This window comes from Pseudomonas brassicae (assembly GCF_010671725.1).
GTDB classification, from domain to species: Bacteria; Pseudomonadota; Gammaproteobacteria; order Pseudomonadales; family Pseudomonadaceae; genus Aquipseudomonas; species Aquipseudomonas brassicae.
The window spans coordinates 14,009-36,510 of sequence record NZ_JAAHBU010000106.1 but is presented as its reverse complement, the minus strand read 5'-3'; the positions used below and the strand labels follow the sequence as shown (position 1 = coordinate 36,510).

Sequence of the window (22,502 nt, the reverse complement as noted above, 5' to 3'; positions counted from 1 at the left end):
AACATGTACGACCTCTACAAATGGGCGGAAACACCCTACGAGTGGCACAAGCAGATATTCGACTATGCCAAATCGCTGGGTATCACCATCTTTTCCACGCCATTCGATGAGAGTGCTGTCGATCTGTTGGAGGAGTTGGGTGCACCTGCCTACAAGATCGCCTCGTTCGAAGCCACCGATTTACCACTGATTCGCTACGTGGCCAGCAAGGGCAAGCCGATGATCATGTCCACCGGCATGTGCTCCGAGGCGGAAATCGAGGAAGCTGTGGCCACCGCAAGAGAGGCGGGTTGTCAGCAGGTGCTGCTGCACTGCATTAGCAGTTACCCCGCGCCGGTCGACCAGGCCAACCTCATGCAGATGCCGGTGCTCGCTGAGCGCTTTGGCACTATTCCTGGTCTCTCCGACCACACCCTTGGCACCACGGTCTCAGTGGCCGCTGTGGCGCTGGGTGCTTGCGTAATTGAAAAACACTTCACCATCAGCCGTGCCGATAAAGGGCCAGACAGCGAATTCTCTCTGGAGCCGCATGAACTGCAGCGCCTTTGCAAAGACACTCGGGATGCCTGGTCGGCACTGGGCAAGCCTGGCTTCGAGCGGCAGCAGGCTGAGGTCGGCAATAAACAGTTTCGACGCTCGATTTACTTTGTTCGTGACCTCAAGGCGGGTGATGTGATTACCGAGCATGACATTCGCAGAATCGGCCGGGTTTGGGGTTGGAGCCAAAGTATTGGGATCAGGTGGTAGGGCGGCAAGTAAGCAAGGACGTAGTCAGGGGGGAGGCGCTGACGTGGCTTGCGTTGGCGGATAAGTGATGTCGGCGGATCGCACTCCATGTCACGACGGGGTGAGGTGGGGCGCGCTGATTGGTTGTGCCGCTGAAGAGCTTCACCCATGAATGCGCCTGATTTTTCAGCGAGCTGCAAGGCTTGCCCAAGGCTGGCTTTGCAGAAGGCTGGTTTTGCTATTTCGTTTTTTAAAGTTGTCGCTAAGCGTATGTCTTTTTTCTCTGGGGGGGTCAGGTGTTTAAATCAGTACTGGTAAAGATCGTGCGCTCAAACGATTTCTTGCACCTCCTGGTTAAGAAAGTCGTGAGGCGTCGCGTAGAGGGCGGCGGGCGTTCAACGGGTAAGTTTGCTTCTCAGGCGAGCAAGCATGTCATCGCACCTTTCTCAATGGATGAGTTTCGGCGTTTATCAAAGCTTAAGAATTATCAGAGTGCCTCTGGTTTGTTGAAGGGGGTACCCTTTGAGGCGCTTTGCCTGAGTGACCAGCTGTTGGCGATTCGCTGCTTGTATGCGACTGCGGATGGCGTGAACGCTGATGCCTGGGTTGAGTTACTTGTAAAAAAGTTGCCAGAGCTGAAAGACGTCAAGGTAGATAAGTTTCTCGATCTTGCAGAGTGTGTCAGATTGTCTGGTATTCAGCCTGCCGAGAAAGTCAGAATTTTTTCGCATGTTGGCTGGTGACTTGAGTGAGCGTTTTTCAGGGGATGAGGCGGCAAGGTTAAAGTTTTCGGTTTCGCAGTTTTATCTCGATGTGGTGTCGGATATTACTATCTCTCCCCACGCATATATCAGGTTGCCTGATGTGCCGGTGGGTGTGGTGTCGAGTTGTTCCGGGGTGTTCACCCTGTTGTTTTCTTATGGTTATCACGCCGAAGTGTATGATTATCTGGGCCGGTGTCTGGCAGTGGGTAAGCCGAACCTTGTGTTGGCGCGGTTTGTTCTGAAGTTTATGCCAGAGTGGTTCGATGGGCGTTCGGATGTCCTCTTTGATATTGTCGCCGCCAACAAGTCAGATATAACGCTGTTGCAGAACCTCCATGCCCGAAGAAAAGAAAGAGAGCATTTTGATGTGGCCTATCAGCAATGCCTTGGCGCTATTCTTCCTAGCTTTCCTGGCTTGAATGTAATTAGGCAGGACGCGGTGCTGAGCTTTCTGCTGCGTTGTGATCTTTGGGATGAGGCGCTGAATTTAATTGATGGCGGGGCGGTATCGGACAACGTACTTCCCAAGACAGTTATATTGGGCTTCAGGTATCTGGATCGTGGCGACTACGGGGCGGCGCTCTATTGCTTCCAGCGTGTACTTGAGGAAAATCCAGCGGATGGCTTTGCCGCAGGCGGGCTGCGTTTTTCCATGCCACGCGCCGGCTTTGATATGCGGGCTATTTTGGACTACAGAGCCAAGATTGGTTATGGGATTCGTACGGCTGGAAGAAAGGGGCTGGTAAAAGTTGAGAGCGAATACACAACGACAGAAGTAATGGCTGGCAACTACCTTTCGTCTTTTTATTCAAAGAGGAAAACGAGGCAGTGGAAGATTCTCGGCAAGCTCCTGGGTGAAAAGTTTTATAATTATAGCTCCTTGCCAGGTGCGTGCTCTGAGAAGAGCCTCTATATTATTGCAGATGAGGGGGTTGGGGATGAAATACGTTCTTCTCAGCTCTATGGGGCGATTCAAAAAAGATATGGGCGTGTCTCCGCATCGTGTGACCCAAGATTGCTCAATATCCTCTCCAGGTCTTATCCTGAAATTAATTTCATTCCGGTTCGACGCGTTAGAAAGATAATGGCAACAAGGTCGGATACGATAAATGCCCGCTTGACGGGGGTGCATGAAAGTGTAGCTGGTTTCTTTGATGATGGTACCTATTCAGAAATGCAGCGAGCGGATTATGTGACGTTTTCCCAGAATTTGATGTTTAACTATTTTTCTGGGGTGATCGCTCGACCCGCGCGTGGGGGGTATTTGAAGTGGGATTGTTCGGCACGCGTAACTCCGTCTGTCGGGAAACTCAAGATAGGAATACTGTGGCGAAGCCATCTGATGGTTGGCATGCGAAAGCTGATGTACCTGCGCTTGGAAGACTTTGCTCCGTTGGCAGGGTTGGAAGGAGTGGAAGTCTGGTCCATCCAGCATGCGATGACAGAGGCAGAAATTCAAACCTGCCGTGATCTTGGCATCCGGCTACTGGATGATGTTGATCTGTTCAATGATTTCGAGGCTACGGCCGGCTGCCTGTTGGGGCTGGATCTGCTGGTCGGTATCAGTAGCGTGCCCATGGAGTTAGGCGCCGCGTTGGGTATTGAAACCTGGATGCTTGGTTTCTCTCCGGAAAACTACTACCTGCGTACCGCCGGTGGAAAAACAGAGGTGGACCAGCTGACGCTGAACTCTACTGTGGTGGCCCCAGTGTGGATCGACTTCACCGAACCGCAAGAAGTGTGTGTGCGCGAAGTCTTCGATGAGGTCAAGCGTCGTTTGATGCCAAGGTTAGCCAGCGTGCGGGCTGAGTATCAGCAAGTAGCCGAGGGTTAAGGGCTCATGTTCATGCGCATGCGTACCAAATGCCGTGGGGCGTTCAAGCACTGTCTCGCGTTAAGGCATTTGATCGCCAGGTTGGGGGTGTGGCGGTTCGCGCGCATGCTCTGGCTTTTCCATCGAGGGTTAGTGCGCATCTTTACGGTGCTGGAGTTTGGTCGATTCGTTTCGGGCGCCGGTAACAAAGGGCAGGGCATTCCGGCGCTGGCGGCGGTGGGCGATCGAAAAGGGTTGCTCGTGGCCGTGAGGCAGGAATTTACACGCAGAAGAGAAACGACTTACGTGCACATCGAAAGTCGCGCATTGTTCTTTGGCGCTACTGCGAATAATGAGCGGGAGTTTTATTTTCTCTCGGCGCAGGCCGGGCACGTAGGGCTTGAATATTCAAGGGCGCTCAATCTATCTTTTGCGGAGAAACAGCAGTGTTTGGAAAGTCAGGAGGATGCGACCTGTAAGCTGATTTTATTTGGCATGGTCAAAGGCTTTAGTCGTCGGTTGACGTGTCATTCTGTGAGCGCAGATGCGGTGTTGACCTACTGCAGGTATTTTTATCGCTTCTTTCGCTTTTTCTTGCAAGAGTCCAAGCGGTTGCCGCTGATAGCGGTGGTGGCGAATGATCACTCTGCGAGCACGGTGGCTTTTTCGATGGTCATGAAGTTGTTCAGTGTGCCTCGTATATATCTGCAGCACGCAGAAGTGTCGCCGCGCTTTCCCGCATTGGATTTCGAATATTCCATACTGCGTAATAATCATTCAGCACAGGTCTACAAGCATATTGGGCATTCACGTGGGCAGGTCTACGTCGTTGGGAGGCATCGGCCAACGGCGGAGTTCACCAGGCTCTTCGCGACTGTTGATGGACGCGTGACGGTCGTTGTCTACCTGACGGCTGTGTTCTTACCGGGACCGTTGCTGGCGGTGGTCGAGGCGCTGGCGCAAAATCCAGATGTGTTAAATGTTCAGGTTAAGTTACACCCGCGCACTTCACCTGAGCTGCGCGAGGCTATCTCATCTGTGCAATTAGTGATGCAGACGCCGGAGAGTGAGCATATAGCAATTGTAGGCAATTCTTCCGTGACCATCGAGCTGCTTGCTGCCGGGATCAAGGTTTTCCAATTGTTTTCGTTGGATGATGTTGGCGTAGACTATTACGGATTCGCTGCCAAGGGGCTGGCGCCGGAAGTTTCATTCTCCGACTTGGAAAGTACCTTTTGGCGGCAACCTTTCTATACTCAAGCATGGAGAAGTACGATGGCGGATTACGACCCGGCACTCTCGCCATCCGACGATGATCTGCAGTCATTTCTCCGGGATCTTGTTGCATATTTGGGTGCAGTTCAGTAAGGTGCTGCGCGTGAGATGGCGGCTGCTATTTGAAGTATTTCCTCGGGAGCGTGGTGTGATTAAGAAGGCGGTTGGGCTTGCAAAGAGGTTGTTGAAGCAGTTCTTGATACGTGCATGGTTGGCAGTGCCATCATTCAAGGGGCTTACTTACAAACCTGATGCCAACGTATTTTTGTTCCTCCCCATCAATGGTGCCGGGCTAGGGCATCTAACGCGCTCGCTGGCAGTCGCTCGTCGCCTTCAGCAGCAAAAGCCAGACGCCAAAATTGTCTTTCTTACCACCAGCATCGGTGTGGCACTGGTGCACCGGGCGGGGTTTGCTTGTCACCATGTTCCACCTGCGGCTCTACTGAATGAAAGCCCGGTGGCATGGAATCAGTTGTTCTTCCGCAACATCGACGCCGTTTTGGCACTTCACCGTCCTGGCACTCTGGTATTTGATGGCACGGCACCTTATCTTGGGTTGCAGCGCATCATGCGCCGCTATGCCAGTATTCGCTATGTGTGGATCAAACGTGGCTTGTACAAGGCCGGTGTAGATCAACAGAAGCTCAAGGGTTATATCGCGCTTTTTGATAGCATCATTGCGCCCGGTGAACTCTCTGAGGCCAAGGATGCGCATGACGAGGTCGAGACGAAAGTACGTCGAGTCGATCCCATTGCATTGCTTGATCCTCAGGATCTGCTGGATCGCCCAACGGCGCGTAAAATATTACGTCTTTCCCAGGATCGGCCCTGCGCTTACGTGCAACTTGGGGCGGGTAATATCAATGGCATTGCAGACCTGCAGGACAGTGTGATCAGGCACTTGCAGCGCCGGGGTATCGAGGTGGTGTTGGGGCAGTCGCCTATTGCTCTTAAGCCCGAGCCCAATCTGGATGCTGATAGTGTCATCGTCGATTATCCTAATAGCCGGTATTTTGCCGCGTTTGATTTTTCCATTTTGGCGGGCGGTTATAACTCGGTGTGTGAGGCCGTTATGCTGGGATTGCCGACGGTGTTCGTACCCAATATGTCGACAGGGGCGGATGATCAATTGCGTCGTGTCGAGATGACCGCGAGCTTTGGTCCTTACAGGGTGTTGACCGAAATCAACGAACGCATGCTGGATGCTTCGATAGATGCATTTCTGGACGAGCGTGTTCCTTCCTCCTATCGAGGAGAAAATGGTGCCGAGGCGGCGGCAAAAATATTGTTGGAGTTTCGGTAATGAGTGACGTGCAATAAGATGCGGAAAATTATTTATTCCATGTACAGGCCCAGGCCTGGTTCTTCTCTTTGGGCAATAAGTTTTTTTCGTGTTGCGCCGTTGCTGACCGCTGCGTCAGTCGGGCTGACGATTGCTAGCCAATTATTGTTCCTGGTTAGTTTTCTGTTGCCGTTGAAAGTCATTTTGCTGTTAGGGCGCGAGACGATCCCAGGCTATTTCCCCGATTTTATGGTGGCGTTTGGTCGCGAACGCTTGATTGTTGTGCTTAGTGTGGCTTCGGTGCTGTTTTATTTTTCCCACCTGGTGTTTGATAAACTGGTGGCACGTTTTTTCTGAGCGAGGCGCAGAAAAATTAGTTCAGCGTAGCCGGAAGATTGCGATCTTTGAACGACAGGATGAGGTGGCCAGCAAAGGCTACCTGCGTTTCTCCCAGGCATTCGCTGGTCTGTGCTTCACGGGTGTTTGTCTGTGTGGCATGTTGTTGTTTTATACGAAATTGGCTTTTCTGATCCTCGCCTACTTTCTGCTCTTCTCCATTGTTGTAGTGGTGTTGTGTGCTAGCAGTAGCGCTGTCAGGAATAAGCTTGAAGATGGGCTGGGTACGTTGCCAAAACTGATGTCTAGTCTTGGTTTTTTGATAACGTTTTCTTTTATCGTTGTTGATCATCTTTACCTTGAACCTGTGGGCGTCCTGGTTTCTGTCGTTTCGCTCTTGCTCTCGCGGCAACTCTTCAGCAAGGCGGCCAATGTCCTCAAGGATACTGCCGAGCTGTACCAGCAGCAGGGTATGTTGCGTGCGCTGTTTTTTCACGCCCATGTATTTTTGCCTGAGAAGAAGGCGAGTGGCTTTGCTGGGCTTGTCGAAAAAGCCGGGCGTGAGAAATGGATGCTGGAAAGCCTGGGGGCAGTCATGGATACCCAGCAGGTCCGGTTTTCCAGTCGTTGGGTTTCACTCGGTGCCCCAGAGCTGCTTTGTTTTGTTGCCGATGTAGTGAGCAGCGACGGCAGCGAACGGCAGATTCTATTCAAGATTTTTGATACCAGTCGCAGCTCTCAAGCGCTCCATGAGGCCTCGTTGTTGACGCAGCAGCGTGGGCTGCCGGCTCCAGCATTTCTGGGCGCGACGACGGTTGCAGGCATGAATTGCCACCTGTTCGAGGTCACGGGCTACAAGATGTTTGTCCCGGATGACGAGAGCTCATGGCCAGACACGCTTGTCGATTTTCGCGCACAGTCGCTTGCGTGGGTTCCTGCACCTGTGTTGGTCAGCAGTTATCTACGATCAAGGCTTCAACTGGTAGGGCGTTTGAACGTTCAGAGCCTTGATTACTTGCGCCATTTGTATGAAGGCGATTGTGATCTGGAGCCGTTGGATCGGCTTCGTGAGTTGCTTCCAGCTATTGCTAGTATGCTCGGAGAGTTGCCGCTCGCTTTTCAGTTGCCTGATATTCGACCAGGCATGCTCTGGTTGGATGCTGAGGGGGATTTGCGTTTGCTTCATTGGGCGCGCTGGGAGTTGGAGCCTGTTGGCTTTAAATGGCCACAAACCGCTCAAGTCATTGAGCCTGCCTTGACGCTGCTAAAAACGCGGCGAAATGAAATTTCTGAGTTGAGTCTTAATAAAGCGCTTTTGGCTGCTTTGTGTTCGGGCTTTGAAGAAAATTACCGTAAAGGTAGCTACGACAAAGCCTATCGCTTGGTGTTGGCTATTCTTCCTGTCTATGCCGAGTGTCGTCGAGGCGAGGTGTAAGTTGGTTGCTGTTTCGATGTTGGTCTGGAACGATTTTTGTAATGACGCGCGTGTCTTGAAAGAGGCGCAGACACTTGCACGAAGCGGCTATCATGTGACGGTCAATGCGTGCCATGTGCCTGCCAAGACGAAGCTTGTTGAGGTGATTGAGGATCGGATCACGGTGCGCCGTGTGTGTGTCTCGTTGTTCAAGCGCCGCAACGTGAGCAAGCCTGCTGTATCCGTGAGCCCTCACGCAGGTCTGCATTTTCTTTGATTCTTCAAATTATTGGACGCTGCCGTGGGCATGTTGCGCTCCTGATCAACGTGGTTCGCCAACGTCCCGACGTTGTCCATGCGCATGATGTGAATACCCTGCCGACGGCATGGTTGGCTGCCAGGTTGTCGCGGGCGCGGCTCGTCTACGATGCTCATGAGATCAGTACCAGTCGTGAAGGCTATACCGGCCTTCGCAAGCTCGTCGCCTGGGTCGAGGGTGCGCTCATGCCGCGCGCCCATGGCACTATCACGACGACAGAAGCCAGGGCCAAGTTCTTTGCCCGTGCCTACGGCATAGGCCGCCCGGTGGTTCTGCAGAATCGACCACGCAAGCAGTCGGTACAGGGCGGTTCGCGCATTCGAGATGAGCTTGGTCTGATGGAACCTTGGCCTATCGTGGTGTACCAGGGCGGTGTTCAGCAGGGGCGTGGGCTTGAGCGTCTGGTGCGGGTGGCGGCGCTGGTGCCGAATGCCTACTTCGTGTTCATCGGTGGTGGACGCCTGGACGCGAACCTGCGCTGCATCGCTGCTGAGTTGGGCCTTGAGCAGAGGGTTCGCTTCATCCCGACCGTCGCATTGGCCGAGCTACCAGATTACACCGCGTCCGCCAGTATCGGCGTCCAGCCCATCGAGAATACGTGCCTGAACCACTACACCACCGATTCGAACAAGTTGTTCGAGTACGTGCAGGCGGGGTTGCCGGTGGTGGCTTCCGATTTGCCCGAAATTCGCCGGGTGGTAAGGGAACATGACCTGGGCTTGCTCGTTCCCCCGGGTGATACCGAGGCGTTAGCTACCGCATTGAAGACACTGGTCGATGATCAGGCCAAACGCCATTTTTATGCAGAGCAATCACTGAAGGCAGCTGCAGTGTTGAACTGGGAAGAGCAGGAAGGCGAACTGCTGGCTCTGTACGCGCGCGTACTCGAGCAAAAGAAGGTGGGCTGATTCAGCACTCTCAATGTCAAAGCGAATCCTTTTTCTCAGCTTTTTTTATCCCCCAGACTTGTCGGCGGGCTCGTTTCGCTCTGCAGCCTTGGTGAAAGCACTGCGTGCGCAAGGGACGGGGGTGTCAATTGATGTGTTGACCACCCAGCCCAATCGCTACCAGTCCTGTGTGCAGGAAGCGGAGTGCTTTGAGGAGCATGATGGCTTGCGTATCCGCCGGGTGGTGTTGCCGGAGAGTAGAGGTGGGCTGCTTGGGCAGTCGTGGTCCTTTCTGCATTTTGCTTGGGGGGCGTACCGATTCGCCCGGGGCAGGGACTACGACCTGGTCTTGCCACCTCGTCGCGTTTGATGACTGCAGTACTGGGTGCCTTGCTGGCGTGTGGCAAAGGCGCGCGTCTGTACCTGGATATCCGCGATATTTTTGTCGAAACGCTGGCGGGCGTGTTCAGCGCTCGTGTCTGGCGCCCGGTAGTTTGGTCGTTCGGGGTGTTGGAGCGTTGGGCCATCACGCGCGCGCAAATTGTCAATTTGGTTTCGCCTGGTTTTCTGCCTTACTTCCAAGCCAGGTACCCGCGTGTCCGTTTCTCGTTTTTTCCCAATGGGGTGGACGCCGAATTCAGTGAACCGCTTGCCTCGAGTGAGCATCGAGGCCGCGAAGGCGAGCCGCTGAGGGTGGTGTATGCAGGCAACATTGGCGATGGGCAGGGCCTGCAAGCTATCTTGCCCGCGCTGGCAGAACGACTGGAAGGCAAGGCCAGGTTTCAAATCATCGGCGATGGCCGGCTGACCGGGGCATTGCGTGAAGCGCTAGCGGTGCGCCAACTCAAGAATGTTGAGTTGCTACCGGCAATGCCACGCAATCAGATAAAAGCCTTCTATGAGCAGGCGGATGTGTTGTTCTTGCATCTGAATGACCTGGCGGCGTTCAAGCGAGTATTACCGTCAAAGCTCTTTGAGTATGCCGCTTCGGGAAAACCGATCTGGGCTGGGGTAGGTGGATATGCGGCCGAGTTCATTGCCAGGGAGGTGCCCAACGCTGCTGTATTTCCGCCCTGCGATGTAGGGCGAGCGGTGCAGTGTTTCGAGCAGTTGACCTTGGTCAGTGTCGATCGCCGCGTGTTCGTCGAGCGTTATGCTCGGGAACGAATCATGCAGGAAATGGCGCGAGAGGTAGTGGCGCTGCTTGAGTCGGCTTGAGCAATGTCCGACGGGTATTGCTCCAGGGCTGGATAAAGTCATTGCAATAAGCGAACAGGGCCCTTGGTAAGGTGTAAAAGGGTGTCGGTTTCGGCTGCACGTCAGGCTGGGCGCTGGTAGCGGTGCCGCCTAAGTGTTCTCGTGAATAAAAATCAATGCGAGTTCTAGTGGTGGTTGAATATGGGGTTCAGTAAGGAAATTCAGGGCCTGAGAGCGCTGGCTGTTCTGGCGGTGATTTTCGCTCATCTGGAAATTTCTTGGTTGCCAGGCGGGTTTGTTGGTGTAGATGTTTTTTTTGTGATCAGCGGCTATTTGATTACGGGTCTGCTGCTGCGAGAGTATCAACGTACAGGTGGCATTAGCCTGTCGAATTTTTATCGACGACGGATAAGGCGATTGTTTCCAGCGATGCTGGTCACCTGCATGTTTACGCTGGCGGGTGGTTTTTTGCTGTTCTCTGATGAGCGTTTTGGGTTGCTGCTGGACTCGGCATTAGCCGCGTTTTTTAGTGTTTCCAATTTCTATTTTTTATCGCAAGTCGGGTACTTTGACGTCGAGTCATCAATAAAGCCATTGCTGCACACGTGGTCGTTAGGTGTCGAGGAGCAGTTTTACCTAGTGTGGCCGTTGCTGATAATGATGTCCTTGAAGTATTTGTCAAGGGGATCCTTTGTGGTTGTGTTGGCTCTTTTGAGCGCGGCGTCGCTTGGATTGAACTGGGCGTTTATATCGTACGATCTGGGCAGCGTGTTAGGTACGGCTGGCGGTTGGCGCGCAATTTTCCTCGATGGAGGGTCGACCGCCTTCTATTTAATGCCGTTTCGCATTTTTGAATTTGGTATTGGTGCACTGCTGGTCTTGCTTCGTCTGGAGCGACTCAAGATCGATGGCCTTTTTGCGGATATTCTTTTGCTGGCCGCCTTGGGCGGTCTGCTCCTGTTGATGGTGTCCCTGACAGGACGTAGCGTTTTTCCTTATTACAATGCGCTGTGGGTGGCGCTTCTCGCTGCTGCACTTATTGTGGTTGCTCCGCGCTCGAGGCTTGGGCGCGTGCTTCTGGCAAATCCACTGGTGGTGTTTGTTGGTGGCATAAGTTACTCGCTCTACTTGGTGCACTGGCCGCTGATTGTTTATTACAGAACTGTTTTCGGTGAGCTGGGCGTCGGCGACATGCTGGTGTTGCTGACGGTCATGTTCGGTTTTGGCTACGCTCTCTATGTGTGGGTCGAGTGTCGCTTTAGGTACACCGAAAGCAAGGCCTGCGCTGGGGTTTACGGTTTTTTTTCGCGCTCGGCATTCGCTGTTCTTTTGATCCTGTCTGTGGGCGCTGTGTTTTTGCTCAAGGCGCTCGAAGGGCGGGTGCCGGTGCATCGTGTTGCCCTCAGTAATTCTGAGTGGCGGGTAGTTGAAAGGCGTCAGTACTGCGCTGGAAATTTGAGCGGTTTCCCCAACGATCTATTTACCTGTCAAAATGACCGTCGCTCGAACCATACTGTTGTGGTATGGGGGGATAGCCATGCGATGCACCTGGTGGCAGGGGTTTCGGAGCTGTTCAAAGATTCTAATATTGCGGTTGCCTATTTAAGCGGTTGCATTTCGCAAAGCGGGTTTGATGGGGTTCTGCGAAAATTTTCTTCGCGGTTGTTGACGGAGCAGTGCGCAGCGCGCAACAGGTCATTCCTGTCCTGGGCTGAAGCCTACAAAGGGGATCTTACTGTTTTCATATCAAATGCCAAACGTAATCGACCGGACGCTATATCCAAGATCAATAATCAGCATGTACGAACGCTGGAGGGGTATGGGCATTCCGCTTATGTTATTGGGGATTTCATTCGGCCAGGGGTGGAGCTTGCCCAGTGCTACGCCGTTCCGGATTTCATTTTTTCTGATGAACGTTTACGGCAGATTTGCAAAGCCGATGCCAGTGCTGCTGCGAGGGAGCTGGCTTACAGTGCCAAGTTGGCTAGGTTGTCGGTTAACTATATCCCCGTGCATGACGTTCAGTGCCCGCAAGGACAGTGTAGTTTTTTTGACGACGAAGGGCGGGTGACGTTCCGGGATGTGCATCACCTATCGCCAATAGGCGCTATATATGAAATGTCTCGTCTATCGCCTTTGTTTGAAAAAATACGCGCCGAACAATCGTCCTACGGTGCGCTGAGACAGAAGCCCTAGTGTGGTGGTCAGTTGGCTGCCGGCACTGCGTTCGGCAGGGGGCCGCGATACTCTGGTGAAGCGATAGCGCCACACCTACTGGCGCAAGCTTCGCGCTTCATCGTACGAGCCGGTATAATCCCGGCCATGATTGATCTACCCAGCAATTTTCCCGTCTACCCACTGTGATGAAAGCCGCGCTCAGTTGATTGAAGCGTCGGGACCAGGCTCTCAGGGGGCGGTCCCCAGCCCGTGCAGCGAAGGGGGCGGCAGCGCGTGGTAGCGGGGGGTGGCGCTTCTTGCGCTCATCAAGGACGTGGAGTCCGTGGTTCGGTTACCTAGTGTGCTCCCATGGGCACGGCCTGAAGCCCCCCGAACGTAATCTGCAGTCAGCCCTTTACAGGGCGTGCCCGTGCTCGCGCCCCGATGTTGCGCACGGCATGCAGATGCTTCACAGTTGTGCAAATCACATGCTCAATGGCCAGTACCCACCTGCGCAGGTGGCTGGAACCGGCGTTCCAGAGGCATCGCGGTGCCCTCCGACATACGTGGGGTGCGCAGCGTTGGGCAGGCAAGGTTTATTCGTTTTTTGCGCTTCACCCGTCAGGGTTCGAGGCCAACACGTTAAAGGGTTCAAGAATGACTACCGTTTTAGTGACCGGCGCCGATGGCTTCATTGGTTCGCATTTGACCGAACTGCTTGTACGCGAAGGCTACAAGGTGAAAGCACTGTCCCAATATAACTCGTTCAACTATTGGGGGTGGCTGGAAGACGTAGGCTGCTTGTCCAGCATTGAAGTACTCAATGGCGATGTGCGTGACCCGCATTACTGCAAGCACATTACCAAAGATGTGGACATCATCTTCATCTGGCCGCCTTGATCGCCATTCCTTATTCTTATGTCGCGCCGGACAGTTACGTCGACACCAATGTCAAAGGTACCTTGAACATTTGCCAGGCGGCGATGGAAAACGGCGTCAAGCGTGTCATTCACACGTCGACCAGTGAGGTCTACGGTACGGCACAATATGTGCCTATCGACGAGAAGCACCCTCTGCAGGCGCAATCGCCCTACAGTGCATCGAAAATCGGTGCGGACGCGATGGCGATGAGTTTCTACAATGCGTTCGACTTGCCGTTGACGATTGCTCGCCCCTTCAATACCTACGGTCGCGTCAATCCGCGCGTGCGGTGATCCCGACCATCATCAGCCAGATTGCCTCGGGCCAGAAGCAGATAAAACTGGGGGATGTCACCCCTACGCGAGACTTCAACTACGTGGCCGATACCTGCCGTGGTTTCCTGGAGTTGGCGCGTTGCGAGCAGGCCGTTGGCGAAGTGGTGAACATCGGTTCCAATTTCGAGATTTCGGTGGCCGATACCCTGAACCTGGTACGCGAGTTGATGGGCAGTGATGTCGAATTTCTCACGGATGCACAGCGCATGCGCCCAGAAAAGTCCGAGGTGTTTCGGCTCTGGTGCGACAACACTAAGATCAACGGCCTGACCGGGTTCACCCCCGAGTATTCGATTCGTCAAGGCTTGGAAAAAACGGTGGAGTGGTTCACGCAGCCGCACAACCTGGCCAAGTACAAAGCCAATATTTATAACGTCTGAGGTTCGGTATGTACGACTCGCTGGTCAGGTTTGTGCGCGATCAATACTGCACTCAAGAGTTTATCCCGCTGCACGCACCGGTGTTTGCGGGTAATGAACAGCAGTATGTGAGCGACACCATTGCTTCCACGTTCGTGTCCAGTGTGGGGGCGTTCGTAGACCGCTTCGAACATGACATGCAAGTCTATACCGGCAGCCCGCGTGCGGTGGCGACGGTCAACGGTACTGCGGCCCTGCACATTGCCTTGTTGCTGGCGGGGGTAAAGACTGGTGAATTGGTCATCACCCAGTCGTTGACCTTCGTCGCGACCTGTAACGCTATCGCTTACTGCGGGGCCGAGCCGGTTTTCGTGGATGTCGATCGTGACACGCTGGGGCTGTCGCCGGCAGCGCTGGAGCAGTGGCTCGATGCGCAGGCTGTGATCGGCGAGGATGGCCTTTGCCGGCTGCGTGAGGATGGAAGAGTCCTGCGTGCCTGTCTGCCGATGCACACCTTTGGTCACCCTGTTGCACTGAATGAACTGATGGCCGTCTGCAAGCGTTGGAACCTGGCACTGGTTGAAGACGCCGCCGAGTCGCTGGGCAGCACCTACGAGGGGCGTCATACCGGGACCTTCGGGCTGGTCGGCACGTTGAGCTTCAACGGCAACAAGGTGATCACCACGGGCGGCGGCGGCATGCTGCTGACCAGCGAGAGCCTGGGGGCCAAGGCCAAGCACCTGACGACAACCGCCAAGCAACCGCATGCCTATGAGTATGTCCATGACGAAGTTGGCTACAACTATCGCTTGCCCAACCTGAATGCGGCCCTTGGGTGCGCTCAGCTCGAGCAGCTCGATGGTTTCCTGGCAGCCAAGCGTCGATTGGCGATGAGCTACAAGGAGGCGCTGCAGGGCAGCGACCTTGAGTTTGTCACAGAGCCGCAAGGTTGCCGCTCCAACTACTGGCTCAACGCAGTCATCTGCCCGGACCGCGCCCAGCGCGATGCGTTGCTCAAGGCGACCAATGAACGCGGTGTGATGACGCGCCCGATCTGGGCGTTGATGAACCGTCTGCCGGCGTATCAGCACTGTGTCAAAGGCGATCTGAGCAACGCCCAGTGGCTTGAAGCGCGCGTCGTCAATCTGCCCAGCAGCGTGCCTCCCCAGGAGGGCAAATGACCCGTCGGGTGGCCGTCTTTACCGGCACGCGGGCCGAGTATGGCTTGCTGTACTGGCTGATGAAGGAAATTCAGCAAAGCGACCGGCTGGAGCTGCAACTGATCGTCAGTTGCATGCATTTGTCCCCCGAATTCGGCGACACGTGGCAGCAGATCGTGCAGGACGGCTTTGAAATCGATGCCAAGGTGGAGATGCTGCTGTCGTCGAACACCGATGTCGGTACGGTCAAGTCGATGGGGCTGGGCGTACTGGGTTTCGCCGATGCCCTTGACCGATTGCGCCCGGACCTGCTGGTAGTGCTGGGTGATCGTTTCGAGGCGTTGAGCATTTGCCAGGCTGCATTGATCATGCGCATCCCGATCGTGCACCTGCACGGCGGTGAGCTGACCGAGGGCGCGTATGATGACGCCATTCGGCATGCGATCACGAAAATGGCGTTTCTGCATTTCGTGGCGGCAGAACCTTACCGTCAACGTGTGATCCAGATGGGCGAATCTCCCGAGCGTGTCTTCAATGTCGGGGCTGTCGGGCTCGATCACCTCAAGCGTACGCCAGACATGTCACTGCAGGCGTTGCGCGAGAGCCTCGATTTTGACCTGGCTGAGCCGTTTCTGTTGGTGACTTATCACCCTGTGACCCTGCTTGAAGAGGATCCGGTGAAAAGCTTCGAGGCGCTGCTGCAGGCGCTGGAGGCATTTGATGCGTATCGTGTGGTGCTAACGTATCCGAATGCCGATAATGGCGGGCGTGCGATCATTCCGTTGATCGAGCAGTTTGCCGCTCGACATCCTCAGCGTGTGCTGGCGATTCCTTCTCTGGGCTTCAGGCGCTACCTGAGCGTTGTCAGGCGTGCTGCCGCGGTAGTGGGTAACTCATCCAGCGGTATTATCGAAGTCCCCTCGTTTGGTGTGCCTACGGTCAATATTGGCAGTCGGCAGGCCGGCCGACTGAGTGCCAGCTCGGTGCTGCACTGCGCGGCGACCAAGGAGGCGATCGAGTCGGCGCTGACCCAGGCGCTGGGCGAGGCGTTCGTTCGGGCAAGCCGGCAAGTGGTCAATCCCTATGGGCAGGGCGATGCCGCGAGCACCATCGTGCGTACCCTTGCAGCCTGTGACGTTTCGGGTCACAAGTCATTTCATGATTTGAGTTAACGTATGAGATCAGCTAACAAAGAGTGCGTTTACATCATTGCTGAGGCAGGCGTTAACCATAACGGTCAGCGCGATCTGGCATTCGAGCTGGTGGAACTGGCGGCGGACGCAGGGGCTGATGCGGTCAAGTTTCAAACGTTCGATGCGCGCAAGCTGGCGTCTGCCACCGCGCCGAAGGCGTCTTATCAGCAAAAGACCACGGATGCGGGCGAAAGCCAGTTGGCCATGCTGCAGAAACTGGAGCTGCCCCGGGCCTGGCATGCCGACTTGCAGGCGCATGCGAAGGCCAAGGGGATTGAATTCATCAGCACCGCTTTCGACGGCGACAGCCTCGCGTTCCTGTGCACGCTGGGCATACCGTTCTTCAAGATACCGTCTGGCGAATTGACCAATGGGCCGTTGCTATGGCAATTCGCGCGCACGGGCAAGCCACTGATCGTGTCTACAGGCATGGCGACCCTGAGCGAGGTCGAGCAGGGGCTTGCCATTATTGCGCATGCCCTGACGAACGATCAGGAGCCTGCCGACATGGAGCAGGTCTGGCGTTGCTGGAGCGATGCGCAGGCGCGTGAGCGCTTGCAGGGGCATGTGACCTTGCTGCACTGCACTTCGCAGTACCCGACGCCGCTGTCGGAGGTCAACCTTCGGGCGATGGATACCCTGCAACAGGCATTCGGCCTGGAGGTCGGCTACTCGGATCATACCCAGGGGTTGCTGATTCCATTGGCGGCGGTTGCCCGTGGTGCGCGCGTCATCGAAAAACACTTCACGCTGGACCGCTCTATGCCGGGCCCGGACCACAAGGCTTCCCTGGAACCGGCTGAACTCGCCGACATGGTTGCGCAGATTCGCGGCCTGGAGCAGGCGCTCGGATCGCCCATGAAGTCGCCGCAGCCGAGTGAGTGGGATACGCGCAGAGCTGCGCGCCAGCAAGTGGTGGTCACCCGTGACATGGCCGCCGGCGAGCGATTCTCCCGCGCTGATTTGGCCACTGCACGCTGCGGCGGGGGCCTGCCGGCTACCGCACTGTGGGGGTTGATCGGTATGTCGGCCGCGCGAGCCTATCGTGCTGGCGAGGTTGTGGAATGATTGCCGAACCGGCTCATTGTGCAGCGCGCCCAGTGCTTTTGCTTGGCGCAGGTGGTCATGCCAAGGTGATGTTGTCGTTGCTGCAAGCAATTGGTGCCAATGTGCTTGGCGTATGTGACCCCGCCCTTGCTGGGGCTGCCATCGAGTCGTGGCGCGGCATACGTGTGCTCGGCGGCGACGAGGTGCTCGACCAGTTCGAGGGGGCACAGGTTGGGCTGGTCAACGGGGTTGGGCAGGTGCCGGGCTTGTCTCGTCGCCAGGACATGTTCCAGGCCCTCAGCGCACGTGGTTTTCACTTTCCTGCATTGGTTCATCCCGCTGCGTGGGTGGATCCGAGTGTGCAGTTGAGCGACGGGGTGCAGGTCATGGCTGGCGCGGTGATTCAAGCCGATACGAGGATTGGTGTTAACTCGATCACAAATACCGGGGTCAGAATCGATCACGACTGTATAATCGGCAGCCACGTGCATATTGCTCCAGGTGCGGTGCTGTGTGGCGCGGTCAACGTGGCATGTGGTGCATTCGTCGGTGCGGGCTCCACCACCCTGCAAGGTGTCTCGGTGGGCACATGCGCCATCGTGGGGGCGGGCACGACCCTGGTCAAAGACTTGCCCGCAGGGCAGGTGGTAATGAGTGCGCCAGTACGCATCAATGAATCGAAATACCTGAGTCGGCAAGAGAAGACATGAAACCACTAGATCAGCAACTATGGCGCAATGTACTGCTTGCCCAAGGTTCAAGTATTCAACAGGCGATCAGCAATCTGGACGCTTCGGGATTGCAGATCACGCTTGTGGTCTGCCCTGAGGGGCGCCTGCAGGGCAGTGTCACGGACGGCGATGTTCGGCGTGGCCTGCTGCGGGGCCTGAACCTGGATAGCCCGGTTGAGCAGATCATGGCGCTCAGCCCACTGGTGGTGCCGCCCGATATGGCGCGTGAGCTGGTTCTGGACCTGATGCACGCCAACAAGATTCACCAGCTTCCGATCGTCGACAGCGAGCGGCATGTCATCGGCCTGCACCTGTGGGACGAAGTGCTCGAGCCTGTTGATCGCGAACACACGATGGTGATCATGGCCGGTGGGCTGGGCAAGCGCTTGCTGCCACTTACCGAAGACTGCCCCAAACCGATGTTGCCGGTGGGTGGCAAACCGATCCTCGAACTTATCATCGAGCGTGCGAAAGCAGACGGTTTTGTCAATTTCATCGTGTCTGTGCACTACCTGGGGCACATGATCGAGGACTATTTTGGCGATGGCCACAAGTGGGGCGTGAAGATCGCTTATCTTCACGAAGACTCTCCGCTTGGTACCGCGGGCGCGATCAGTTTGCTGGCGCCGCGTCCAACGCTGCCGTTTGTGGTCACCAACGGTGATGTGCTGACGGATATACGCTATGGCGAGATGCTTGACTTCCACCTTCGGCATGGCGCGATGGCAACAATGGCGGTAAGGCTGCATGAATGGCAGAACCCGTTCGGCGTGATACGAACGGATGGCATAAAGATTGTAGGCTTTGATGAAAAGCCTATCTACAGAACTCATGTAAACGCCGGTATCTATGTCCTGGCCCCCGCCGTTCTCGATGAACTCGTCGTGGGCGGGCAATGTGACATGCCTACGCTGTTCGAGCGTGTGCAGCAGAAGGGCGAAAGTACCATTGCTTACCCTATGCACGAGCCGTGGCTGGATGTGGGGCGCCCTGACGACCTGCAGTTGGCTCGTAACAAGTACCCTGTTTGATTGTTGTATTCGCAATTGGAGACTGGTTTTTTGAAAATTTCCCCAAGCTCAACGATAGACCTTTCCAAGTTTGCCGCACCCAAAGGCGAGCTGGAAGTTTTCTACGGGCTGCCGCGAGACGTCAAGTTTTGCACGATCTGCAACATGTCCAACCAGCAGCCCATGTCGAGCAATGAGTACGCGCACAGCAACAGCTCTACCAAGACGACGCTGACGTTCGACGAGCATGGTGTGTGCCACGCCTGCAACTTCAACAAGCTCAAGGAAACGGGCGAGATCGATTGGGATGAGCGCGAGCGCGAACTGATCGAATTGTGCAATCAATACCGCAAGAGTGACGGTAGCTACGATTGCATCGTGGGGGGCAGCGGTGGCAAGGACAGCGCGATGCAGTCCCACCTGCTGAAGTACAAGTACGGCATGAACCCGCTGACCGTGACCTGGTCGCCGCACCTGTATACCGATATCGGCTGGAAAAACTTCCAGAACTGGTTGCATGTCGGTGGCTTCGACAACTTCCTGTATACGCCCAACGGCAAGATCCATCGCCTGCTGACGCGCAATGCAACGATCAACCTGCTGCACCCGTTTCAGCCGTTTATCCTGGGGCAGAAGACCTTTGTCGCCAAGATGGCCGCCAAGCTCAATATCCCGCTGATTTTTTACGGGGAAATGCCAGGCGAGTACGGCGAGAAGATTTCGCACAAGACCTCCAGCTATGCAGGCGCCAGCGATGTCGCCGAAAGCGAGGGCTTCTCCCTGGATTACCTGGGGGGGCGCGACATTCGCGATATCTTCCTCGGCGGCAAGCCGATCGGCGAGTATCTGGATGAAGGCGTGCCGATGGTCGACCTCGCCAGCTACCTGCCGATGGCGCCTGAGGTGCTGGAACGCAAAGGTATCGAGTTCAAGTACCTGGGCTACTACAAGAAGTGGGTCCCGCAGGAGGCCTACTACTATGCGGTTGAACACACCGGCTTTGAAGCCAACCCTGTTCGTACCGAGGGCACGTACTCCAAGTACAACAGCCTGGATGACAAGGTCGACGGTTTCTTCTACTTCACCCGTTGGATCAAGTTCGGTGTGGGGCGCTCGATGATGGATTCCGCTCAGGAAATCCGTAACCACCATATCGACAAGCACGAAGCCATGGCGCTGATGCAGCGGTATGAAGGCGAATACCCTGCGCGCTACGAAAAAGAGTTCCTGGACTACATCAGCATGACGCGTGAAGAGTTTCTTGCGACCTGCGACCGTTTCCGTTCGCCGCATCTGTGGCACGTCGTCGATGGCGAGTGGAAGCTGCGTTACACCCCCTGGAACCCGCAGGGCAGTGCTGAATGAGCAACACGCGACTGATTGCCCGCCTTGATGTAAAGGGGGCCAACCTGATCAAGGGTATTCACCTTGAAGGGCTGCGCATCATCGGTTCGCCAAACGAACATGCCCTGCGCTACTACGAGCAGGGTATCGACGAGCTTATCTACATGGACTGTGTGGCGAGCCTGTACGGGCGCAACAGTCTGGGTGACTTGATCCGCGCCACCGCCGAGAACGTGTTCATTCCAATGACCGTCGGCGGCGGCGTGCGCTCGGTCGAGGATGTTGCTCATTTGTTGCGCTGCGGTGCAGACAAGGTCGCCGTGAATACGGCGGCCGTGGGCAACCCTACGCTGATCAGCGAGATTGCTCGTCGCTTCGGCAGCCAGTGCATGGTGCTTTCGATCGAGGCAAAGCGCGTGGCGGCGGGGCGTTGGGAGGTGTTCACCGACAATGGCCGCGAAAGCACCGGGCGTGATGTGGTGCAGTGGGCGCGTGAAGGTGCGTCGCTGGGTGCCGGGGAAATACTGCTGACATCTGTGGATCAGGAAGGTACGCGCAAGGGTTTCGATCTGGAGCTGGTGCAGGCCGTTACTGAAGCGGTGGGCATTCCCGTCATCGCCAGTGGCGGAATGGGCAGCGCCCAGGATGCCGTCAAGGTGGTTGGCAAGGGTGCGGATGCCGTTGCGATGGCCGACATCTTGCACTACAAGCGGGCCGCTTTGGTCGATATTCGCAACGATGTTTCGGCAGCGGGAATCCGGGTACGCAGGTATGAGTAATGTAGTTACCGTTATTGATTATGGGGTCGGTAACCTGTTCAGCGTGCAGAAAGCACTTGAGCATTGTGGCGCGACGGTCAGGTTGGTATCCGATCCCCAGGCGCTCAAGCATGCCTCCAAGGTGCTGCTGCCGGGTGTCGGTGCGTTTGCAGATGCCATGCGTCAGTTGAGTGCAAACGGGATGGACGAGGCGATCAAGGCCTATGCTGCCTCGGGCGCCCCATTGTTCGGCATTTGCCTGGGCATGCAGATGCTGCTCGACAGCAGCGATGAGTTTGGCCACTGCGAAGGGTTGGGGTTGATTGCGGGTACTGTCGAGGCGATACCCGCCCAGGATCATGCGGGTGCTGCGCTGAAGGTGCCGCACATCGGCTGGTCCAGCCTGGTTTACCCGCAGGCGCGCAGTGCGTGGGAAGGCACCCTGCTGGAGTCCATCGATCCCCGAAACAGCGCGGTTTACTTTGTCCACTCTTACATGGCCGTGCCCCGCGCCGCCGAACACCGTATAGCTGATTGCCAGTATGGCGATACGGCGATTGCCGCGGTGGTGGCCAGGGATAATGTCTGTGGCGCGCAGTTCCACCCGGAAAAGAGCGGCAAGGTCGGCCTCTCGATGTTAAGCCGTTTCGTGGCGTCGAAATGAAGATCCTTGCCATCATCCCGGCCCGGGGTGGCTCCAAGCGGCTGCCAGGCAAGAACATCAAGCTGCTTGACGGGCGTCCGCTGATTGCCTGGACGGTCGAGGCTGCTTTGCAGAGCAAGGTGTTTGTCGAGACGATTGTCTCTACCGACGATCCGGCGATTGCCCAGGTGGCGCAGCGCTTCGGCGCGCATGTGCCTGGGTTGCGCCCGGCGCACCTTGCGACCGACACGGCCGGCAGCGTCGATGTGGTGCTTCAGGTGCTGGAGGACTATGAGGCCGCGCAGGGTGCGGTGGACGGCGTGATGTTGCTTCAGCCGACGTCACCTTTTCGCAGCGTGCAGTCGATTCGCCAGGCGGTGTCGCTGTTCGAGTGCAGTAACCGCCGATCAGTGGTCAGCGTCAGCACAGCCGCTGCTCACCCGGCATGGAGCTTCAGGCTCGAAGGCGATTCGCTGGAGCCGTTTCTGGGGTGGGAGGCATTGACCAGCCGTTCTCAGGATCTGCAGCCGGCGTATGCACTCAACGGTTCCATCTACCTGATCTCCCCAGACGCACTTCGTCAGGAAAAGCGATTCGTGGGGCCAGGCGTTCTGCCTTTGGTCATTGCCGAGCCGATCGAGTCGCTGGATATCGATACTCCCGACGATTGGGCGCTGGCGGTGTATGCGCTTCAGCGCCAGGCCAATGGTGTGCGCACGTGTTAATGATTGGGAATTGCAATGGCTGAAGAAAAGCGCCACGTTATTGTTGTGACACAGTACTCATGTTCGCAAACCATGGGTACTGACGACGCTGTCCGTGGCATTGCGG

General features: G+C 55.9%; 20 protein-coding genes and 1 pseudogene. All 21 read left to right on the top strand.

Annotated elements, in window-relative coordinates; all coding sequences use genetic code 11:
* On the top strand, positions 1 to 747 hold a 747-nt coding region (gene pseI, locus G3436_RS09125; protein WP_243667080.1), incomplete at its 5' end, for a pseudaminic acid synthase.
* 275 nt (positions 748 to 1,022) lie between these two features.
* Entirely contained in the window at positions 1,023 to 1,469 is a 447-nt protein-coding gene (locus G3436_RS09120; protein WP_163943824.1) for a hypothetical protein, read from the top strand.
* Entirely contained in the window at positions 1,456 to 3,324 is a 1,869-nt protein-coding gene (locus G3436_RS09115; protein ID WP_163943822.1) for a tetratricopeptide repeat protein, read from the top strand. The genes G3436_RS09120 and G3436_RS09115 overlap by 14 nt, the downstream gene beginning before the upstream one ends.
* Positions 3,325 to 3,336: 12 nt before the next feature.
* Complete coding sequence (locus G3436_RS09110; protein WP_163943819.1) at positions 3,337 to 4,671, top strand: hypothetical protein; 1,335 nt, start codon at positions 3,337 to 3,339, stop codon at positions 4,669 to 4,671.
* A gap of 55 nt (positions 4,672 to 4,726) precedes the next feature.
* The gene (locus tag G3436_RS09105; protein WP_163943817.1) at positions 4,727 to 5,881 is read left to right on the top strand and encodes a glycosyltransferase; all 1,155 of its coding nucleotides are present in this window, start codon (positions 4,727 to 4,729) and stop codon (positions 5,879 to 5,881) included.
* A gap of 18 nt (positions 5,882 to 5,899) precedes the next feature.
* A complete protein-coding gene (locus G3436_RS09100) occupies positions 5,900 to 6,217 on the top strand; it encodes a hypothetical protein (RefSeq protein ID WP_163943814.1) in 318 nt (105 codons plus the stop codon).
* A 64-nt stretch (positions 6,218 to 6,281) separates the two neighbouring features.
* Positions 6,282 to 7,631: a hypothetical protein gene (locus G3436_RS09095; protein WP_163943810.1), complete on the top strand. Its 1,350-nt coding sequence runs from the start codon at positions 6,282 to 6,284 to the stop codon at positions 7,629 to 7,631.
* A gap of 16 nt (positions 7,632 to 7,647) precedes the next feature.
* Positions 7,648 to 7,887 carry a hypothetical protein gene (locus tag G3436_RS27480; protein WP_243667079.1) on the top strand — a complete coding sequence of 80 codons (240 nt, stop codon included), beginning with the start codon at positions 7,648 to 7,650 and terminating at the stop codon, positions 7,885 to 7,887.
* An 89-nt stretch (positions 7,888 to 7,976) separates the two neighbouring features.
* Positions 7,977 to 8,837 carry a glycosyltransferase gene (locus G3436_RS09090; protein WP_476644170.1) on the top strand — a complete coding sequence of 287 codons (861 nt, stop codon included), beginning with the start codon at positions 7,977 to 7,979 and terminating at the stop codon, positions 8,835 to 8,837.
* Positions 8,838 to 9,185: 348 nt separating this feature from the next.
* Entirely contained in the window at positions 9,186 to 10,034 is an 849-nt protein-coding gene (locus tag G3436_RS09085) for a glycosyltransferase family 4 protein (protein ID WP_338001225.1), read from the top strand.
* A gap of 180 nt (positions 10,035 to 10,214) precedes the next feature.
* Positions 10,215 to 12,209 carry an acyltransferase family protein gene (locus tag G3436_RS09080; RefSeq protein ID WP_163943806.1) on the top strand — a complete coding sequence of 665 codons (1,995 nt, stop codon included), beginning with the start codon at positions 10,215 to 10,217 and terminating at the stop codon, positions 12,207 to 12,209.
* Positions 12,210 to 12,614: 405 nt separating this feature from the next.
* Positions 12,615 to 13,806 (top strand): annotated as a pseudogene (locus G3436_RS28835) (NAD-dependent 4,6-dehydratase LegB).
* A gap of 8 nt (positions 13,807 to 13,814) precedes the next feature.
* Positions 13,815 to 14,966, top strand: coding sequence for a LegC family aminotransferase (locus tag G3436_RS09070; protein ID WP_163943803.1), 1,152 nt, complete (start codon positions 13,815 to 13,817; stop codon positions 14,964 to 14,966).
* Positions 14,963 to 16,117 (top strand): UDP-N-acetylglucosamine 2-epimerase, encoded by a 1,155-nt coding sequence (gene neuC / locus G3436_RS09065; RefSeq protein ID WP_163943801.1) that lies wholly within the window; start codon positions 14,963 to 14,965, stop codon positions 16,115 to 16,117. The genes G3436_RS09070 and neuC overlap by 4 nt, the downstream gene beginning before the upstream one ends.
* Positions 16,118 to 16,120: 3 nt before the next feature.
* Positions 16,121 to 17,206, top strand: a complete 1,086-nt coding sequence (gene neuB, locus G3436_RS09060) for an N-acetylneuraminate synthase (protein WP_163943798.1) — start codon at positions 16,121 to 16,123, stop codon at positions 17,204 to 17,206.
* Entirely contained in the window at positions 17,203 to 17,895 is a 693-nt protein-coding gene (locus G3436_RS09055) for an acetyltransferase (RefSeq protein WP_163943796.1), read from the top strand. The genes neuB and G3436_RS09055 overlap by 4 nt, the downstream gene beginning before the upstream one ends.
* Positions 17,892 to 18,947 (top strand): nucleotidyltransferase family protein, encoded by a 1,056-nt coding sequence (locus G3436_RS09050; protein ID WP_163943793.1) that lies wholly within the window; start codon positions 17,892 to 17,894, stop codon positions 18,945 to 18,947. Before G3436_RS09055 ends, G3436_RS09050 begins: the two co-directional genes overlap by 4 nt.
* On the top strand, positions 18,948 to 20,291 hold the full coding sequence (locus G3436_RS09045; RefSeq protein WP_338001224.1) for an N-acetyl sugar amidotransferase: 1,344 nt from the start codon (positions 18,948 to 18,950) through the stop codon (positions 20,289 to 20,291).
* On the top strand, positions 20,288 to 21,049 hold the full coding sequence (hisF, locus tag G3436_RS09040) for an imidazole glycerol phosphate synthase subunit HisF (protein ID WP_163943787.1): 762 nt from the start codon (positions 20,288 to 20,290) through the stop codon (positions 21,047 to 21,049). The genes G3436_RS09045 and hisF overlap by 4 nt, the downstream gene beginning before the upstream one ends.
* A complete protein-coding gene (gene hisH / locus G3436_RS09035; RefSeq protein WP_243667076.1) occupies positions 21,009 to 21,692 on the top strand; it encodes an imidazole glycerol phosphate synthase subunit HisH in 684 nt (227 codons plus the stop codon). The genes hisF and hisH overlap by 41 nt, the downstream gene beginning before the upstream one ends.
* Positions 21,689 to 22,396: an acylneuraminate cytidylyltransferase family protein gene (locus G3436_RS09030; RefSeq protein WP_163943783.1), complete on the top strand. Its 708-nt coding sequence runs from the start codon at positions 21,689 to 21,691 to the stop codon at positions 22,394 to 22,396. The genes hisH and G3436_RS09030 overlap by 4 nt, the downstream gene beginning before the upstream one ends.
* Positions 22,397 to 22,502 lie beyond the last annotated feature (106 nt).

Coding starts and splice junctions, on each gene's coding strand:
- G3436_RS09115 (WP_163943822.1), top strand. CDS start 1,456: ATGTTGGCTGGTGACTTGAGTGAGCGTTTTTCAGGGGATGAGGCGGCA.
- G3436_RS09110 (WP_163943819.1), top strand. CDS start 3,337: ATGCGCATGCGTACCAAATGCCGTGGGGCGTTCAAGCACTGTCTCGCG.
- G3436_RS09100 (WP_163943814.1), top strand. CDS start 5,900: ATGCGGAAAATTATTTATTCCATGTACAGGCCCAGGCCTGGTTCTTCT.
- G3436_RS27480 (WP_243667079.1), top strand. CDS start 7,648: ATGTTGGTCTGGAACGATTTTTGTAATGACGCGCGTGTCTTGAAAGAG.
- G3436_RS09085 (WP_338001225.1), top strand. CDS start 9,186: ATGACTGCAGTACTGGGTGCCTTGCTGGCGTGTGGCAAAGGCGCGCGT.
- G3436_RS09080 (WP_163943806.1), top strand. CDS start 10,215: ATGGGGTTCAGTAAGGAAATTCAGGGCCTGAGAGCGCTGGCTGTTCTG.
- G3436_RS09070 (WP_163943803.1), top strand. CDS start 13,815: ATGTACGACTCGCTGGTCAGGTTTGTGCGCGATCAATACTGCACTCAA.
- neuC (WP_163943801.1), top strand. CDS start 14,963: ATGACCCGTCGGGTGGCCGTCTTTACCGGCACGCGGGCCGAGTATGGC.
- neuB (WP_163943798.1), top strand. CDS start 16,121: ATGAGATCAGCTAACAAAGAGTGCGTTTACATCATTGCTGAGGCAGGC.
- G3436_RS09055 (WP_163943796.1), top strand. CDS start 17,203: ATGATTGCCGAACCGGCTCATTGTGCAGCGCGCCCAGTGCTTTTGCTT.
- G3436_RS09050 (WP_163943793.1), top strand. CDS start 17,892: ATGAAACCACTAGATCAGCAACTATGGCGCAATGTACTGCTTGCCCAA.
- hisF (WP_163943787.1), top strand. CDS start 20,288: ATGAGCAACACGCGACTGATTGCCCGCCTTGATGTAAAGGGGGCCAAC.
- hisH (WP_243667076.1), top strand. CDS start 21,009: ATGTTTCGGCAGCGGGAATCCGGGTACGCAGGTATGAGTAATGTAGTT.
- G3436_RS09030 (WP_163943783.1), top strand. CDS start 21,689: ATGAAGATCCTTGCCATCATCCCGGCCCGGGGTGGCTCCAAGCGGCTG.